This window comes from Coprococcus sp. OM06-34AC, from assembly GCF_003462545.1.
Classification (GTDB): domain Bacteria; phylum Bacillota; class Clostridia; order Lachnospirales; family Lachnospiraceae; genus Coprococcus; species Coprococcus aceti.
Genome location: NZ_QTZF01000005.1, coordinates 1 through 17,684, shown reverse-complemented (window position 1 = coordinate 17,684; position 17,684 = coordinate 1). Strand labels below are relative to the sequence as shown.

At 44.2% G+C, this 17,684-nt stretch carries 15 protein-coding genes; 13 read left to right on the top strand and 2 right to left on the bottom strand.

Features of this window, described 5'->3' with window-relative positions; genetic code table 11:
• Positions 1-52: 52 nt before the first annotated feature.
• Positions 53-1,375: a sodium-dependent transporter gene (locus DXB91_RS09235; RefSeq protein WP_118017645.1), complete on the bottom strand. Its 1,323-nt coding sequence runs from the start codon at positions 1,373-1,375 to the stop codon at positions 53-55.
• A gap of 239 nt (positions 1,376-1,614) precedes the next feature.
• Between DXB91_RS09235 and DXB91_RS09230 the strand changes: the two genes are divergently transcribed.
• The 4 genes from DXB91_RS09230 to DXB91_RS09215 all read left to right on the top strand — a co-directional run bounded on the left by DXB91_RS09230 (position 1,615) and on the right by DXB91_RS09215 (position 5,378).
• Positions 1,615-2,127, top strand: a complete 513-nt coding sequence (locus DXB91_RS09230) for a DNA-deoxyinosine glycosylase (protein WP_192934988.1) — start codon at positions 1,615-1,617, stop codon at positions 2,125-2,127.
• Between the two features lie 157 nt (positions 2,128-2,284).
• Entirely contained in the window at positions 2,285-3,121 is an 837-nt protein-coding gene (locus tag DXB91_RS09225) for an undecaprenyl-diphosphate phosphatase (RefSeq protein WP_015533460.1), read from the top strand.
• Positions 3,122-3,238: 117 nt separating this feature from the next.
• Positions 3,239-4,387, top strand: a complete 1,149-nt coding sequence (locus DXB91_RS09220; RefSeq protein ID WP_118017643.1) for a glycosyltransferase family 2 protein — start codon at positions 3,239-3,241, stop codon at positions 4,385-4,387.
• A gap of 10 nt (positions 4,388-4,397) precedes the next feature.
• Entirely contained in the window at positions 4,398-5,378 is a 981-nt protein-coding gene (locus DXB91_RS09215; RefSeq protein WP_015533458.1) for a glycosyltransferase family 2 protein, read from the top strand.
• Between the two features lie 63 nt (positions 5,379-5,441).
• Here DXB91_RS09215 and DXB91_RS09210 read toward each other — a convergent pair whose 3' ends face one another.
• Entirely contained in the window at positions 5,442-6,296 is an 855-nt protein-coding gene (locus DXB91_RS09210; RefSeq protein ID WP_117875367.1) for an ROK family protein, read from the bottom strand.
• A 492-nt stretch (positions 6,297-6,788) separates the two neighbouring features.
• Between DXB91_RS09210 and DXB91_RS09205 the strand changes: the two genes are divergently transcribed.
• From DXB91_RS09205 to DXB91_RS09165, 9 genes are all read left to right on the top strand, one after another.
• The gene (locus tag DXB91_RS09205; RefSeq protein ID WP_022216305.1) at positions 6,789-8,168 is read left to right on the top strand and encodes an MATE family efflux transporter; all 1,380 of its coding nucleotides are present in this window, start codon (positions 6,789-6,791) and stop codon (positions 8,166-8,168) included.
• 166 nt (positions 8,169-8,334) lie between these two features.
• Entirely contained in the window at positions 8,335-9,825 is a 1,491-nt protein-coding gene (locus tag DXB91_RS09200; RefSeq protein ID WP_118017641.1) for a helix-turn-helix domain-containing protein, read from the top strand.
• Positions 9,826-10,050: 225 nt separating this feature from the next.
• Positions 10,051-11,952, top strand: a complete 1,902-nt coding sequence (locus tag DXB91_RS09195) for a fibronectin type III domain-containing protein (protein ID WP_158564590.1) — start codon at positions 10,051-10,053, stop codon at positions 11,950-11,952.
• A gap of 178 nt (positions 11,953-12,130) precedes the next feature.
• Positions 12,131-13,465 carry a glycerate kinase family protein gene (locus DXB91_RS09190; RefSeq protein WP_158564589.1) on the top strand — a complete coding sequence of 445 codons (1,335 nt, stop codon included), beginning with the start codon at positions 12,131-12,133 and terminating at the stop codon, positions 13,463-13,465.
• A 117-nt stretch (positions 13,466-13,582) separates the two neighbouring features.
• A complete protein-coding gene (locus DXB91_RS09185; protein WP_022216309.1) occupies positions 13,583-14,128 on the top strand; it encodes a domain HDIG in 546 nt (181 codons plus the stop codon).
• Positions 14,125-15,264 (top strand): SLC13 family permease, encoded by a 1,140-nt coding sequence (locus DXB91_RS09180; protein WP_118017636.1) that lies wholly within the window; start codon positions 14,125-14,127, stop codon positions 15,262-15,264. The genes DXB91_RS09185 and DXB91_RS09180 overlap by 4 nt, the downstream gene beginning before the upstream one ends.
• A 78-nt stretch (positions 15,265-15,342) precedes the next feature.
• Positions 15,343-15,897: a flavin reductase family protein gene (locus tag DXB91_RS09175; RefSeq protein WP_015533453.1), complete on the top strand. Its 555-nt coding sequence runs from the start codon at positions 15,343-15,345 to the stop codon at positions 15,895-15,897.
• 185 nt (positions 15,898-16,082) lie between these two features.
• Positions 16,083-17,108, top strand: coding sequence for a branched-chain amino acid aminotransferase (locus DXB91_RS09170; RefSeq protein WP_004853734.1), 1,026 nt, complete (start codon positions 16,083-16,085; stop codon positions 17,106-17,108).
• Between the two features lie 268 nt (positions 17,109-17,376).
• A complete protein-coding gene (locus DXB91_RS09165) occupies positions 17,377-17,583 on the top strand; it encodes a FeoA domain-containing protein (RefSeq protein WP_055147308.1) in 207 nt (68 codons plus the stop codon).
• Positions 17,584-17,684: the final 101 nt, after the last annotated feature.

Here is a 17,684-nt window from a genome sequence, read left to right as displayed (position 1 = left end):
CATGGTGATGATCCGTCAGACTGCTTTTTATTAATTATATTGAAATGTCTGTCTAGCCGATGCCTCCGAGAAGGATACCAAGTATCAATACAAGGAGACATACAGGACAGTAGATGTATTTGCATATAGGCACGAACTTCTCTGTGAACTTCTTTTCCCTTCCGGTGTTGACCTGTGTCTCAACATATTTCTTGCCACATACCCAGAAGAACATGATTCCGGCAAGTCCTGCGCCAAGTGGGCAGATGTAGATGGACAGTACATCCATCCAGTCAGATACGATACCCTGTATACAGATGGATACCACAACTGCTATGACACCGATGATGGCACATGCAGGTTTTCTGCCAACTCCAAGCTTCTCCTGCACCGTTGCGATTGGTGCTTCGTACAGGTTGATTAGTGATGACAGTCCCGCCATGAACACAGCCACAAAGAAGAGTATGGCAACAATATAACCGCCAGGCATGGACTTGAACAGGCATGGCAGATAGATGAACAGCAATCCCGGGCCGCCCTGGTTGAGCTGTGCTCCGGCAGTTGCCATGGCAGGTATGATTACCAGTGCGGCAAGCATGGCAGCAATCGTATCGAAAAGTGCAACACGTCCGGCAGCCTCCGGTATATCCTCATCGTCTGGCAGATATGAGCCGTATATCAGAGTTCCGTTTCCCGCAACTGAGAGTGAGAAGAATGCCTGTCCCAGCGCAAATATCCATGTCTTTGGATCTGCAAGTACCTTTGGCTCTATTCGGAAGATGTATTTGTATCCCTCTATGGCTCCCGGCTGGCATGCCGCATATATGGCCAGGATGATGAACAATACGAAGAACGCCGGCATCAGGACCTTGTTGGCCTTCTCAATACCGTTGCCCACGCCGAACATAAGGATGGTGATTCCGATGGCAAGTGCAATGATCTGCCATGCATTGTTGCCAAATGAAGATGCCATTCCGCCGAAGCTTGAAGCAAAGCCGTCTATATCCTCCGGTGACAGTGTGCTTCCGGTGAAAGCTCCGATCATGTATTTCAGTATCCAGCCCATGACGACCGTGTATCCGATGGCCATTGCCAGTGCGCCGAGCACAGGTATGCCGCCCAGCAGTTCACCGAGCTTTCGCTTGCCCTTTTTCTCCATGGCGATTCCAAATGCATCGATTGGACCGGATCTTGTAGCTCGTCCGAAGCTCATCTCTCCGATAACTCCGGTGAATCCGATGAGTACCACAAATATAAAATATGGTATGAGATAGGATCCGCCGCCGTATATGGAGACTCTTGTAGGGAACATCCAGATGTTGCCCATGCCCACGGCAGAGCCGATGCAGGCCAGGATGAAGCCCCATTTGTTGTTAAAAGATTCTCTCTTTTTCATGTATAATTCCTCCCAAATGTGTTCGTTACCGCATTGGCGGATCTCGCTCATAGTCCGTAAATTACGTTAACTTAATTAATATACATGAATATCATTTGGAAGTAAATTAAATAATGTGGACATGACTTAAAACATAGCTGCAAAAGCAAGAATTTAATTGAAAAATAACCGGCAGGTGGCGTACAATGTACCAGAAAAATGGAAAAAGTTATTTGAATATTATCTGAGAGGTGAGAAGATTGACAGAGGACAGATATGAACATATAGTACATCCATTTCCCCCACTATACGACGAGAAATCAAGGATACTCATACTGGGAAGCCTGCCATCGGTGAAGTCCAGGGAGCAGATGTTCTTCTACGGACATCCGCAGAACAGATTCTGGAAGGTCATCAGCAGAGTGCTTGGCGAGAAACTTCCGGTGACCATAGATGAGAAGAAAGCCATGCTGCATGCACACCACATAGCCCTGTGGGATGCGATCTACAGTTGTGACATCATAGGTTCAAGCGACAGCAGTATAAAGAATGTTACGCCCACGGATCTGTCGAAGATAGTGGAAGCTTCCAAGGTCACAAAAGTGATATGCAACGGCAAGACCTCAGGAAAGTATTATGCAAAATATCAGCAGAAGATACTTGGCATAGAACCTGTTGTACTTCCGTCCACAAGCCCGGCAAATGCTGCGTTTTCGGTGGATAAGCTGGTTGACATCTGGGGTGCTGAGATACCGGATATATGCAAATTATAGACAGAAGATAAACTCATACATAACATTTTCAAAAGCTTTCTGTAGAATGATGTACAACGAGTGAGAATATGTTATCATAGAGACCGCAGCCGGATGGAGTCAGATATCCGCTGTGAATATAGAATACTCATAATGAAGTTAAAAGGAGAGAGAAGAGATGGCATTAAGTTTTATCGAGATACTTAAGGTAGTATTCCTTGGTATCGTGGAAGGAGTCACAGAGTGGCTCCCGATCAGTAGCACAGGACATATGCTTCTTGTGGATGAATTTATCTCACTGAATGCGAGCACTGATTTCAAGGAAATGTTTTTCGTGGTGATACAGCTTGGAGCGATACTTGCTGTCGTGACCATATTCTGGAATAAGATGTGGCCTTTCCAGCTCAAAGACAAGACACAGCCTGTCATGAAGAAAGATACCTGGAGTATGTGGTTCAAGACAGTTGTTGCATGTATACCTGGAGCGATAGTTACGATACTGTTTGATAATTACATAGAGGCGCATTTGCACACAGCGGTTGTCATAGCGATTGCCCTTATTTTCTATGGAATAGCATTTATTGTGATTGAGAACTGGAACAAGACCAGAACACCGAAGGTTGAGACGCTGAACGACATAACATACAAGACAGCATTTCTTATAGGTATGTTTCAGGTGCTCTCCATCATACCGGGTACATCCCGTTCAGGTGCCACCATCATAGGCGCCCTGCTCATCGGTGTATCAAGAGTGGCAGCAGCGGAGTTCACATTCTTCCTTGCGGTTCCGGTTATGTTCGGACTCAGTGCTCTGAAGATGATCAAATTTGGACTGTCATTTACAAGTGCTGAGTTCGCTATACTTATTATAGGTTGTGTCGTTGCATACCTTGTATCCATTGTTGTCATCAAGTTCCTGATGAGCTACATCAAGAAGCATGACTTCAAGATATTTGGCTGGTACAGGATCGTGCTCGGAGTTATAGTTCTTGCATATTTTGCCTTATTTGCATAGCTTATAAATAAATAAAATCAAAAATTGCATAATATATATAGTATGTGCTATAATGCCCATGAATTGTGCATTATAGCACATACTAACATTGTGATAAAATTTTATGGGAGAAGAAAGATGGCAAAGGTTTCAATCATCATTCCAACATATAACGTAGAGATGTATCTGGTGGAGTGTATGGATAGTGTTGTAAATCAGACATTGAAGGATATCGAGATCATATGTATCAATGACGGATCTACAGATAGTTCACTTGAAATATTAAAGGGATATGCGGAGAAAGACGACCGTATCATTATTGTTGACAAGGAAAATGGCGGTTATGGAATAGGCATGAATATCGGTCTTGATAAGGCTACAGGTGAGTATATTGGTATAGTTGAGCCTGATGATTTTGTGCCACTTAATATGTATGAGGAACTGTACAACAAGGCGGTTGAGAACGACCTTGACCTTGTAAAGGCAGATTTCTATAGATTTAAGCGCAACGATGACAATGGCAACATGACTTTGGTGTACAACCACTTGTCACCGAATGCAGAGGATTATAATGTTGTGTTCAATCCAAGCGAGACACCAAGTGCGATCCGTTTCATTATGAACACATGGAGTGGAATTTACAAGAGAAGCTTCATAGAGGAGTATCATATCAGACACAACGAGACTCCGGGAGCATCATTCCAGGACAATGGTTTCTGGTTCCAGACATTTATATATGCCAAGAGAGCTATGATAGTGAACAAGCCATATTATATGAACCGCAGAGATAACCCGAATTCATCTGTTCACAGCAGAGAGAAGGTATACTGTGTCAATGTTGAGTATGATCACATCAGAGATATACTTGTAAAGGATCCTGAGATCTGGGAGCGTTTCAGAGGCGTATACTGGCTCAAGAAATACCACAATTACAACGAGACGATCAGGAGAATCGGACCTGAATTCAAGAAGGATTATATAAGAAGATACAGCTCCGAGTTCAAGAGAGCAATGGAGATGCAGGAGATTGATCAGACTATATTTACAAAGCTTGAGTGGGCGAACATCCAGTTTATCATCAAGTCCCCTGACGATTACTATTATACAAGAATCGGATGTACAGATCGTGAGCGCAAGCTTGAGAGAGAAGTCAAGAGACTCCGTGGTCTGGTTCATCAGACCCGTGCAGATCTGGACAGAGTGAAGAAGACACCTACATTCAGGATCGGTGCGGTCATTATGTTCATACCTAGAAAGATCAAGAGTTTATTTAGTCGAAACAAATAGAGGTAAAGCTATGGGTACAAAGGTATCAGTTATTCTTCCTGTTTACAATGTGTCTGATTATCTGCGCCAGTGCATGGACAGCATAGTGGGTCAGACACTTAAGGATATAGAGATCATTTGCGTGGATGATGGCTCCACAGATGATTCTCTGGCGATATTGAAGGAATATGAGGCGAAGGATCAGCGTGTAAAGGTTATACAGCAGGCAAATGCCGGAGCCGGGGCAGCGAGAAACAAAGGTCTTGAGATCGCGACCGGAGAGTATCTTTCATTTCTGGATTCCGATGATTTCTTTGAGCCGGACATGCTGGAAAAGGCATGGAGCAAGGCTCACGAGACCAGAGCTCAGGTAGTTGTGTTCAGATCAGATCAGTATAGAGAGGATCTTCAGGAATTTGTTCAGGTCAGATGGACACTTCACGAGAAGGAGCTTCCACCGTACAGACCAATGTATTTTCGTAATTTCACGGGAAATATATTCAAGGTATTTGTGGGATGGGCTTGGGATAAGCTCTTCAGCAGGGAATATGTTGAGGAGAACCATTTCCGATTCCAGCAGCTCAGAACTTCGAATGATATGCTGTTCGTATTTTCAGCGATAGCATTTGCAACAAATATAGAGATAGTGGACGAGGTGCTTGCACACCAGAGAAGAAACAATCCAAAGTCATTGTCCAACACCAGAGAGAAGTCATGGCAGTGCTTCCACGAGGCTCTTGTGGCACTCAAGGCGGCGCTTGAAGCACACGGCAATTTCTGGGAGTATGAGCAGGATTACATCAACTATGCACTGCATTTCAGTCTGTGGCATCTGGAGACCATCACAGGACCAAAGAAGGAGGTTCTGTTCAACAAGCTTAAGGAAGAGTGGTTCGAGGAGTTTGGTATCAAGAGTCTTTCAGAGGAGTGCTTCTACAACAAGACCGAGTATGGCAAGTACAAGGTTATAATGGATAAGACCTTTGAGGAGTACGAGAAGGCAACAGCATAGAAAAGAAAAAACAGTTTCACCAGTCGATCGGTGAAACTGTTTTTTTGTGGACAAATGTGTGTATCAGAACAGGTTCATAGCACCTATGATGCCCTGATTTCCCTCGAGCCCTGCGGGAACAATGTATGTGTCGGTGTCCTTGACCTGTGGCATGTCAATGTAACCCGACAGCAGTTCAGTGTAGTAATTGCGGATCATAGGGAACAGGAATTTGTTGTCCATGACTCCGCCGCCAAGGACGATCCTCTCAACTGAGTAGCACATGGTGTAGTTGACCAGTGCCTCAGCTATATAAAATGCTTCAAGATCCCATACCGGTGAGTCGGCTGGGATGTCTTTGCCTTTCATTCCGGTTCTGCGCTCAAGCATAGGGCCGGATGCAAGACCCTCTACACAGCTCTGGTGGAATCGGCAGGTACATGGTATATCATCTCCGGTTCGTCTAGGGATGAGGATGTGGCCTGTCTCCGGGTGTTCCATGCCGTGAATGAGTCTGCCATCGGATATTATACCGCCGCCGATGCCGGTTCCAACAGTGAGGTACATTCCCGAGTTGAGTCCTTTCAGTGCTCCATACAGGTATTCACCCCAGGCTGCTGCGTTTACGTCTGTGTCCACCACAACCAGGCAGCCAAGCGCATCCGTAAATGCTTTGTAAAGGCTGAATCCCTCCCAATCTTTCTTGGGACTCCTCATGATGGAGCCGTAGGTAGGGGAATTAGGATTGATGTCGGCCGGGCCAAATGTACCGATTCCGAGAGCGGATATGTCATATTTCTTAAAGTAATCTATCATGGCAGGCACGGACTGGTCAGGTGTGCCCGTCGGTATGGATATTCTGTCTATTATATTCTTGTCTGCATCGCCTATGGCACAAACCATCTTGGTGCCACCGGCTTCAAGTGCGCCGTAGTACATATTTCCTCCTTGGTGCCATGTTTATATGGCAGAAATTTTTCAAAATTATATACATTATATATGCCGTGTCACTTATCTTCAAGCCCGGATTTGCGTCGGTACTTGTGGAATATAAAAGAGAATTGGTGTACGCTTTTTTGGACACTTGACAAGATAAGATAGAGCCATATTAAGGAGCTTGATAGAGGCTTGAAGCTTGGAAGATAAAGTGTACAGGAGGCGTGATCATGATAAAAGGATATTTTGTTTCGGAAGGGTATATGGGATATGTGGACGGAGAGTACCAGCTTTTCGCTGATGAAAGAGATTATGTTGAGTATATAGAAGATTAGCCATTTAGCTTCTTGACCTTAGCATAACTTATGTTATGATGAGGCATATGGGTTAATACACAGGGATTACAATACGGATGGTGCTGCTATGAAAATCTGCAAGGTGATTCATGAGTTTGTATATCATGGATAATCTAAATATATACAAGGAGCAAACATAGTGGAAAAGGTATTGAACAAAAAAGAATATGTTATGGATATGACAGAGGGAAGCAGTATGAAACTGATCATGAAGTTCTCAGTTCCGCTACTTATAGGCAATCTATTTCAGCAGGTATACAGCCTGGTTGATTCGATAGTGGTTGGTCGTCATCTAGGGGCAAATGCGCTTGGCGGTGTGGGATCAGTTGGAATGATCAGTTTCCTGTTTTTTTCTTTGTGCAATGGAATGGCATCTGGAATAGGTGTTGTCATATCAAGATATTTTGGAGCGAAGAAAGAAGAGCAGGTAAAAAAAGCCATAGCAAATGCATTGTTTGTCATATTGGCGGTTGGTGCACTCATGAGTATACTGGGATATTGTTTTGCGGGGCCTATTATAAGGCTCATGAAGACCCCTGCAGAGACATTTGACTACGCATATACATACATGAGGATCACCTGTGGATTTACGATAGCGGTGGCTATTTATAACGGAATTTCTGCTGTGCTAAGGGCACTTGGGGATTCAAAGACCCCTCTTATATTTCTCATGATTGCTTCTGCCATAAATGTTGTGCTTGATATAGTGTTTGTCATATACATGGATATGGGCGTTGCCGGTGCCGCATATGCAACGGTTCTCAGTCAGATCCTGTCTAGCGTTGGCTCTATATGTTATGCGGTGAAAACCAATCCCTATTTCAGACTGAAGAGAGGCCATTTCAAGTTTGACAGAGATATAATGAAGGAAGATTTCAGTATCGGTATACCAATGGCGGTTCAGACTTCCATGATATCAATATCCTGCTCAATACTGCAGACCCTTATAAATGGATATGGTCCGGAGGTCATGGCTGCATATACTGCAACAGGAAAGGTTGAGGGAATCATATTCCAGCCGTTTAGTTCTCTGGGACTTGCATTGTCTACATTTGCAGGACAGAACTGTGGTGCACGCAAGTACGAAAGGGTGCGCAGAGCGGTATGGCAGACAGAGCTCATCACGCTGGCTCTTGGTGCAGCATTGTTCTGTCTGGTAGCAGTTTTCAGGGAAAATGTTGTGGGATTTTTCGTGACGGAGGAGAATGTCATAAGGCTTGGCGCAAAGGGACTTGTGATATCCGGAAGTATGTATATTGCACTTGGAACGATATATACCATGAGAGGCGCATTAAATGGAATGGGGGATGTGGTGTTCTCCATGCTGAATGGTGCTCTTGAGGTGGGAGGAAGGATAGTATTTGCACTGATACTGATGTATGTGTTAAAGATGGGATTCTGGGGAGTGTGGTATACGAATATATTTACATGGATTGTGATAGCACTCACCGCATCTGTGAGATTTTCTGTGTATATAAGAAAGTGTCAGAGAGAAGATGACGGTACGGAAAATGCATAGATAATAATTAATATAGCAAGGACGCCTTTTGGGGGGCGTCCTTCTTCGATTCAATCACATTGATACTCCAAGGGGCATAGGTGTTATGAATTAGCATACTTTATATTTTGACAAAAATTCAGCGCTATATTATCTTTAATACAGAATAAACAGGAGATGTCCATATATGTCAGGGGAAAGATCAGTGGATGTTGAAAAAATAAATAATAATGAAAAAGGCTTTGAACCGGCGCATATCAGAAGTGTGATCTCGCTGGCTCTGTTCAGCTTTGTATTTCTGGGTATGGAATTCTTCTTCGACAGCAGAGCTGCGGAGTTTGTGGATGCCAGAAGTGTTCTGTTGTATCAGAGTGTGATACTGCTGGCCAGTGCGGTGGGACTATTCATATATGCACTGATTGAGAGATATGTCGGCAGCAAAATCAAACAGATAATAATTATTACTTTGAATATAGTGGAGGTTGCCGCGCTCGCAGCGATAATACTGTGTTCCGGCAAATTGATACTGTTATATGGAATTATATTCTTTATTGTGTGTGGTGTTATGGGAGGACGCGTGTATCACGATGTGAGCCGCGATTATACGGATAGAAAGCATCTTACGGTAATTGTGGGAATTTCATATGCACTTGGACTGCTTCTGCAGTATATCAATTATAATCTTATAGACAATGTGATCCTGCGTATGGTTATGTTCTCGCTGGCCATAGTGGCACTTGCAGTGATACTTTTTCTGGCCAGAGATGAATACGCAGAAGCGGAAGTGGACACATACATGGTAGATGAGCGGAACAAAACGGATTGCAAAGAAAAATGTGACGAAACAACTCCTGATAGCGGATCGGTGGCTGTGGCGCTTGTGATGGTTGTTCTTCTTATGACGTTTATATTTTCCGCACTGGATAATGTTGTGACCGTTGTCCACGCTGAGGGCGGGGCAGATGTGGGGCAATGGCCAAGGTTGTTTCTCGCATTAAGCGGAGTTGCAGCAGGCTTCTTGTTTGATATAAAAGATCAGCGCTTTATGAATCAGATGATGTACTGCGTTACAGTGTTGTCCGTTATAGCCATGCTTATCATAGAGTTTGGAGGGGCATTTATCATAGGTCTGATTGTATTCTATCTTGCAGCCGGATTCTTCGTAGTGTATTTCACGACAGGATTCATAAATGTATCCTATGGAATGCGTTGGTCAGCGCTTTGGTCTGGTGCCGGAAGGGCAGTCAACAACATTGGTGCGGGTATTGTGGGAATAATATCATATATGCTGATAGATTTCCCCGGAATCATGGTTATGAGTGTAGTGGTCATATTGTTGCTCGTACTTATAAGCATTGCGGTATTTGTGCTTGAAAATCTACAGAAGGAACAATATAGACGATATGATGAAGAAAAAGTGACGAAATCGGCGGAGAATTCTAACGCAAGAGTTGAGGTTGATTTTGAATGCTTTGCAGATGCTCATCACCTCACTGGACGTGAGCGGGAGGTGTTGCAGAAGCTGCTTGTATCTGATGGCAGTGTACAGGATATAGCGGATGAGCTGTACATATCAAGGGCATCCCTATATAGGCATATATCTTCCATGAATGAGAAGACTGGAACGAAGACCAGAGTAGGCCTTATTCAGTATTATTATGGATGGCATGAGGAATGATGATTGCGTGAGAGTTGATTGCTATGGAAGTATAAGTGTGCCAGATTGAAAATACACATATGGATTAGATAAAAGTGATGAATGAATGTAAAATTGAATATATAGCACATATTGAGACATATGTAACGTTATGAAAACGACAGCAGATGACTATAATCTATGACATAAAACAACAGGTGAGTTACTTACCTGTAGACGAAGAATATCATAGAAGGGGGAATGACTATGAAGCATTTCAGGAGATTGACATTTCTGCTGTCGTTTATTTTTATTCTGACGGTAGGCGGTGTCGCGGCGATGGCCGCAAACAATGGCCCGTGTGAGGATGAGGAGTGGAGCTTTGCATATGTTGAGTTCTACAATCCGGATAATAACGAAGCGATATATGTGTACAGCTTCAGGACTCCGCAGGCAGGAACAACTACCAGTGCCAAAGGTGCGGTGTATGACAAGAGTACGAACACTTTGACACTCACCAATTGTAATTTGCCGGATTACAGGGTCGTTACCAATATGATGGGCGATGATTTTAAGATCAAGCTCGTGGGAACGAGTCATGTAAGTGCATTGTATGCATGGGGAGATGGATATGGCGGTTCTGTGGAAATCGTTGGTGACGGTAAATTGTATGTCAACGAGAAGCAGAAGTCAACTGACGCAATAGTTTTACAGCCGGAGGGAACAAGATCATACTTCAAGATAAGCGGAAATGCTGAGGTACACGCATTTGCGGGAAAGACGGATGGCAACCTTGTTCTGGCCATGAACACAACGGTTGCAGATTGTTTTGCTGTAAATGGTTTGACAGGTCTTCAGAAGACACAGGCAACCAGAATGAACTATGAGCAGATACAGAGCATAGAGATTGATCTGAGCGGTGAAGGTGACATTTGTCAGGTGTACAAAAAAGCTGATGATAAGAAATTGTATACTGTGACGGAGGGGGTGCGTACCGAGTATAATCCAGATGGAACGATAAAGGCAGAGAATGTGCGTATATATACAGAGTATGAGCTCATGCCTATACCAGGAAACGATGGAAAGTATTATATGCATGAGCTGAAGACTACAGAGGGTACATTCAACGCTGAGGAGTGTGGATACACCGATACACAAGAATCTGTTGCCGGATATTCTTTAAGATCCTCTTCACCTGCATATGTGTACATTGAGGAGAAGACGGGCGATAAGTGTGTATTTTTATATAATTCAATAGATAATAACTACAAAGATTATGCATATTTCAAATATGACATAGCAGGTGTACTTGGCGATGTGACAGACAAGTATGGAAATGTGTCATCATATTATATGGTGGAGAAGTCAGAAGACAATGTTTCATTTACAAGAGACCAGTATTACAGCAATGAGTATATGTTGTCACAGGGTTACAAGGTATCCGGTGAGCTTGAATATATACAGAACACTTACGTGGTGTATAGTAATGCCGCGTCTGGCGTCCTCACAGCAAAGACGACCGTATGTAAGCACGCCACAAAGGTGAACACTGTGACAACAAAAGCAACAATGTCGAAGGCTGGCGTCATCACCACAACGTGTAGGTCATGCGGCAAAAAGCTTTCGACATCCAGAATATCCAAGGTGTCTACAATTAAGCTTAATGCGGCTTCGTATGTATATAATGGAAAGGTCAGAACACCGGCGGTTACAGTAAAAGATGCCGCTGGGAATATTCTGACAAAGAATAAGGATTACAAGGCCACCTACAGTGCGGGGAGAAAAAATGTAGGAAAATATTCGGTCAAGGTCACATTGTGCGGAAATAAATATAAGGATTCGAAGACAATGTATTTCACCATAAATCCGAAGGGAACCACCATTGCTGCGACTGCGTCCGGCAAGGGCAGCATGACAGTCAGATGGAACAAGCAGATGACACAGACAACGGGTTACCAGTTACAGTATTGTGCAAATAAGAATTTCAGAAGTGGCACAAAGGTAAAGACTGTAAGCAAGAACAAGACGATCAGAACAAGTGTCAAGAAGCTTGCGAGTAGAAAGACATACTATGTACGTGTGAGAACCTACAAGACAGTAAAGATAAATGGAAAGTCAGTGACATTTTACTCTGCGTGGAGCAAGGCGAAATCAGTTAAAGTAAAATAGCTTAATTACATCCTTTTGAACAACGGGGCGTATACAGAACATAACAACAGTTTTGTATACGCCCCACTTTTGGTGTGCAAAAATTGCAGATGGTATTATAATATACAAAGGCGATGTGAAGCTTCAGCCATGTACAAAGATGGATGGCTGGTGCTTCAGTATACAGACAGGAGTTATTATGAAGAAGATACTTGTGGCGGTTGACTCTTTCAAGGGAAGCATGACGAGTCTTGAAGCGGGGAATGCCATAAAAAAAGGAATAAAGTCAATATTGCCGGATACAGAGGTCAGGGTACGTCCTGTGGCTGATGGCGGAGAGGGCACTACTGATGCTCTTATATATGGAAGAGATGGTGTCAGCAGAGAGCGATGTTATGTGACCGGACCGCTTGGTGATAGGATCACTGCGGAATATACAATATATAATGCCGCAGACGGGCGAACTGCTGTCATGGAGATGGCAGCGGCGGCGGGGCTTCCACTTGTTCCGGAGAACCGGAGAGATCCGATGCATACGACTACATATGGTGTCGGTGAGATGATAAATGATGCTGTTTCAAAGGGATGTGAGCGTTTTATCATCGGGATAGGTGGTAGTGCAACGAATGACGGCGGGATAGGAATGCTTCAGGCTCTTGGATTTTCCTGTCTTGACGTGAATGGTCATGAGGTGCCATATGGGGCAGAGGGGCTTGGAGTCCTTGAAAGGATTGTTATTCCAGGGAAGATGCTTGTCCGTAAGAATTCATCAGAGCTGGCTGTAGCAGATCCTGTCGATACGCCAATTGTAGGCACTGCTGCGATATCTGGTGCAGGTGCTGTCGATGAGTCATGTGTAGATGATGATGACTTTGCATACAGACTATCACGCTGTACATTTAGTATCGCCTGTGACGTGACTAATCCCCTTGTGGGGGAGCTAGGGTGCAGCCGTGTATTTGCACCGCAGAAGGGTGCAGATGCGGAGACGGTGGAAATCATGGATGGCTACATGAAAAACTATGCTGACGTTGTGGAAAGATCAGCTGAGGGAAAGTCTGACAGAAACACTCCGGGTGCTGGCGCTGCGGGCGGACTTGGATATGCGTTTCTCATGTTCCTAGGTGGAAAACTTATGCCGGGAATAGATATAGTTCTGTCAGAGATAGGGCTTGAGGCGGATGTAGAGTGGGCAGATACTGTCATAACCGGTGAGGGCAGGATAGATGCCCAGACCATGATGGGCAAGACCCCATTGGGAGTCGCAAAGCTTGCAAAGAAACACGGCAAATATGTGATCGCCATAGGAGGATGTCTTGGGGATGGTGCGGAGAACTGCGTCAAAGAAGGATTGTTCAATGAGTGTTACGCAGTGAACAATGTGCTTGGTATAGATGACAGTGATTCGGAGCAGGTGAGAACGGCGATGAAGCCTGAAAATGCTGCGGCGAATTTGACGACGTGTGCCGCAAAGATCACAGAACTTAAGGAACAGATGTCGGCACGTGTGTGCAGACCTGCACTGCTTAGATAGATATGGGATTGAATTTGTTTGAAACAGAATCAGAGGCGTGTGAATTTTTTCTGCAAAAAATGAAGAGATATGCAAGGAAATAAATTTACTACTATATAATACGAGGAGAATAAAAAGATGACAAGAGAAGAAGCGTGGGAATTACTCACAGAGTACAACAAGGATGAGTTTCATCTGGAGCATGCACAGATCGTAGAGGGAACCATGAGGTATTTTGCAAGGGAACTTGGTTATGGCGATGAGGAAGAGTTCTGGGGAATAGTCGGACTGCTTCACGATCTGGACTTTGAACAGTATCCTGAGCAGCATTGCATCAAGTCCCAGGAGATCATGAGAGAGCACGGTGTTGACGAGAGGATCATACATGCGACGGCAAGCCATGGCTATGGTATCACGGTTGACATAAAACCAGAACATGAGATGGAGAAGGTTCTCTATGCTGTGGACGAGCTTACAGGACTTATCGGAGCGGTTACACTTATGAGACCATCAAAGAGTGTTCAAGATCTGGAACTCAAGTCAGTTAAGAAGAAATACAAGAGCAAGGGATTTGCTGCGGGATGCTCCAGGGAGGTCATCGAAAGAGGTGCAGATATGCTTGGTTGGTCACTTGATGAATTGATCACCAAGACTATAGAGGCACTCAGGACATTCAGACCATGATCGGGGGTATAAAGAAAATCGGAGAATTTGTCCGCAAAGAGACAGTGCTCACCGTGGCACTTCTGCTGGCGGTGATATCGGCATTTATCGTGCCTCCGGACAGCGCGTATGTGGACTACATAGATTTCAGGACACTTGCGATACTTTTCTGTCTTATGACAGTGGTCGCGGGATTTTCACAGCAGGGGATGTTTGGCATCATAGCGAAAAGTATGATAAATCGTATGGGTTCGCTCCGGACGGTGACAATTGTCCTGATATTCATGTGTTTCTTTTTCAGCATGTTTATCACAAATGATGTGTCGCTCATAACATTTGTACCGATGACACTCACGGTCCTTGGTATGGCAGGGGAGGAAGTACTCACCAGATGGATGGTGCCGGTGATAACCCTCCAGACCATAGCTGCGAACCTTGGCAGTATGCTGACACCCATAGGCAATCCGCAGAACCTGTATCTGTACGGACTTGCAGGGATCAGCGCAGGCAGGTTTGTATTGCTTATGCTGCCATATACAGTGGCATCGGCAGCGCTTCTTGTAATATGTGTCATAGTATGCATGAAAGGAAAAAACAGGCAGCTTGAGATCAGACTTTCAGGCAGTGATATACAGGTGAACAGGAAGCTGGTGGGTATATATAGCATACTATTTGTGCTGTCGCTGCTCACCGTGGCGCGGATCGTCCCATACTGGGTGACATTTGCGGTAGTGCTTGTGGTAGTCCTTATATGCCAGAGAAGATTGCTGCTGAAGGTAGACTATTCGCTGATATTCACATTTGTGGGATTCTTCGTGTTTATCGGAAATATGGGAAGAATCGATGGATTTAGGACATTTGTAGAGAAGGTGCTTGGTGGGCATGAGGTGATAACTTCGGTCCTTGCCAGTCAGGTCATAAGCAATGTTCCGGCTGCAGTATTGCTGTCAGGATTTACAGACAGGTACACAGACCTGATAGTCGGTACCAATCTCGGCGGACTTGGAACTTTGATAGCATCTATGGCGAGTCTGATCTCATTCAAATATGTGGCGAGACAGGACAAGGGTGCCAGAGGAAGATATCTGGCGTATTTCACATTTGCAAATGTGCTGTTCCTGGCGGTGCTTATATGCATGTGGGGAATAATATTTTAGCCAGAAAAATATTGCCCTTAGATGGCAGTAGTCATAAAATAGAATGGTAAGTTTCTTCAAATTAAGGAGGCAGATAATATGAGTAAGAATCTTGGTGCAAAACCTATGCTGGTGCCACAGCCGGTCATGATGATCGGAACATACGATGCCGATGGCAATGCAAATGTCATGAATGCGGCATGGGGCGGAATAGTCGGAGCAAATGAGATCATATTTGACCTTGGAAGTCATAAGACTACCGAGAATATAAAGCTGAACAAAGCTTTCACAGTTGCCATTGCTGATGCAGAGCATGTGGCAGCCTGTGACTATGTGGGAATCGTGTCGGCAAATGACGAGCCAGACAAGATGAAGAAGGCTGGTTTTACAACCAGAAAGAGCGAGTTTGTAAATGCTCCAGTCATCAACGAGCTTTCACTGACAATGGAGTGCAAGCTCAAGGAGATCATAGACGGGGACAAGTTCCTCGGCGAGATTGTAAATGTTGTTGCAGACGACCGTATCCTGGGCGATGACGGCGAGATCACATATGAAGAGTTCCATCCGATCGTGTTTGACACCATCGGACATGGATATTTTGCACTCGGCGACAGGGTTGGCGATGCTTTCTCAGAGGGTAATAAGTTGAAGTAGGAAAGCTTGTAACTTGGGAAAATCATCAAATTGTACATTGTAACATGAAAAAATTAGCCGTTTTTGGAAGAAAAACCTTAATTTTTCAAGCAAATGTTAAATATACATATGGAAAAAGGCGAAATAATGTGATATAACAGACACATACAAAAAAGCACAAGCTAAAGTGAAAGGAAGATGTAGATATGGATAAGAAGAATATCGATTGGGCAAACCTTGGATTTGGCTATGTTCAGACGGATAAGAGATTTGTAGCAAATTATAAGGATGGAGCATGGGATGAGGGTACACTCACAGAGGATCCTAACGTAGTATTAAACGAGTGCGCAGGTGTTCTTCAGTACGCTCAGACAGTTTTCGAGGGAATGAAGGCTTACAGAACAGAGGATGGTCGTGTTGTATGTTTCCGTCCTGACCTCAACGCAAGCAGAATGGCAGACTCAGCAAGAAGACTTGAGATGCCACCTTTCCCAGAGGATAGATTTGTACAGGCAATAGTAGATACAGTAAAGGCAAATATTGATTATGTACCACCTTACGGATCAGGTGCTACATTATATATCAGACCATATATGTTCGGTTCAAATCCAGTTATAGGTGTTAAGCCGGCAGACGAGTATCAGTTCAGAATCCTCACAACACCAGTTGGTCCTTACTTCAAGGGCGGTGCAAAGCCTATCACAATCAAGGTTTCAGATTTCGATAGAGCAGCACCTCACGGAACAGGACACATCAAGGCTGGTCTTAACTATGCAATGAGCCTTCATGCAATAGTTACAGCACACAAAGAGGGATTCGATGAGAATATGTATCTCGATGCAGCTACAAGAACAAAGGTTGAGGAGACAGGTGGAGCAAACTTCATCTTTGTTACAAAGGACGGCAAGGTAGTTACACCTAAGTCAAACAGTATCCTCCCATCGATCACAAGACGTTCACTGATGGTAGTTGCAAAGGATATCCTTGGACTTGAGGCTGAGGAGAGAGAAGTATACTTCGATGAGGTTAAGGATTTTGCAGAGTGCGGTCTGTGCGGTACAGCAGCAGTTATCTCACCTGTAGGCAAGATCAACGATCACGGCAAGGAGATCTGTTTCCCAAGCGGTATGGAGAAGATGGGACCAGTTATCCAGAAGCTGTATGATACTCTTACAGGAATCCAGATGGGCAGAATCGAAGGCCCAGAGGGATGGCTTAAGGTAATCGAGTAATTCGGTGTGAGATAATAATTATTGAGAACATTATACCCCACAGATGTCTGATGGTAAGTCGGATGTCGGTGGGGTTTTTGTGTATCCAAGTTAGTTCGGTGTAAGAAAGATTAGCCCCATATACTAACAATTAGAATTGACTTGCACCGACACTGAAGAGTTATAATTGTATAGACAATAGAAGAAACGAAAGATAAATTGTATATCGGATAGTGCGTTGATACATAAGATGATTCATGAAATCAATTATTTTGAAGGGGTGGTTACTATGATGTCATTATCAGATGCAGTAAACGGTTTCTCAGGTGAGATAGCTTGGAACTGCGCGGACAGATCCCTGTTCGGCGCATGTCAGCTTGAGACCGGAGATCAGGTGCAAGTCGTATCGTCTTACTTTGGCAATGTGATAATCAAGGCAAAGGGAAAAAGACTTGCTATAACAAGAGATGCGGCGGAGCGGATAAAGCTGGCTTAGATTGAAAGTCAGAAGAAACGGGAAAAAACGGTAGTTGCTGGAGAACAGTGATATGTACCCAGAATCCTGGACACATATTTATGAACTAGGCTGAACACATG

Excerpts from the sequence above, each read along its gene's own strand:
- DXB91_RS09215 (WP_015533458.1), top strand. The coding sequence starts at position 4,398 with ATGGGTACAAAGGTATCAGTTATTCTTCCTGTTTACAATGTGTCTGAT.
- DXB91_RS09175 (WP_015533453.1), top strand. The coding sequence starts at position 15,343 with ATGAGTAAGAATCTTGGTGCAAAACCTATGCTGGTGCCACAGCCGGTC.
- DXB91_RS09200 (WP_118017641.1), top strand. The coding sequence starts at position 8,335 with ATGTCAGGGGAAAGATCAGTGGATGTTGAAAAAATAAATAATAATGAA.
- DXB91_RS09190 (WP_158564589.1), top strand. The coding sequence starts at position 12,131 with ATGAAGAAGATACTTGTGGCGGTTGACTCTTTCAAGGGAAGCATGACG.
- DXB91_RS09170 (WP_004853734.1), top strand. The coding sequence starts at position 16,083 with ATGGATAAGAAGAATATCGATTGGGCAAACCTTGGATTTGGCTATGTT.
- DXB91_RS09210 (WP_117875367.1), bottom strand. The coding sequence starts at position 6,296 with ATGTACTACGGCGCACTTGAAGCCGGTGGCACCAAGATGGTTTGTGCC.
- DXB91_RS09185 (WP_022216309.1), top strand. The coding sequence starts at position 13,583 with ATGACAAGAGAAGAAGCGTGGGAATTACTCACAGAGTACAACAAGGAT.
- DXB91_RS09235 (WP_118017645.1), bottom strand. The coding sequence starts at position 1,375 with ATGAAAAAGAGAGAATCTTTTAACAACAAATGGGGCTTCATCCTGGCC.
- DXB91_RS09225 (WP_015533460.1), top strand. The coding sequence starts at position 2,285 with ATGGCATTAAGTTTTATCGAGATACTTAAGGTAGTATTCCTTGGTATC.
- DXB91_RS09180 (WP_118017636.1), top strand. The coding sequence starts at position 14,125 with ATGATCGGGGGTATAAAGAAAATCGGAGAATTTGTCCGCAAAGAGACA.
- DXB91_RS09220 (WP_118017643.1), top strand. The coding sequence starts at position 3,239 with ATGGCAAAGGTTTCAATCATCATTCCAACATATAACGTAGAGATGTAT.
- DXB91_RS09195 (WP_158564590.1), top strand. The coding sequence starts at position 10,051 with ATGAAGCATTTCAGGAGATTGACATTTCTGCTGTCGTTTATTTTTATT.
- DXB91_RS09165 (WP_055147308.1), top strand. The coding sequence starts at position 17,377 with ATGATGTCATTATCAGATGCAGTAAACGGTTTCTCAGGTGAGATAGCT.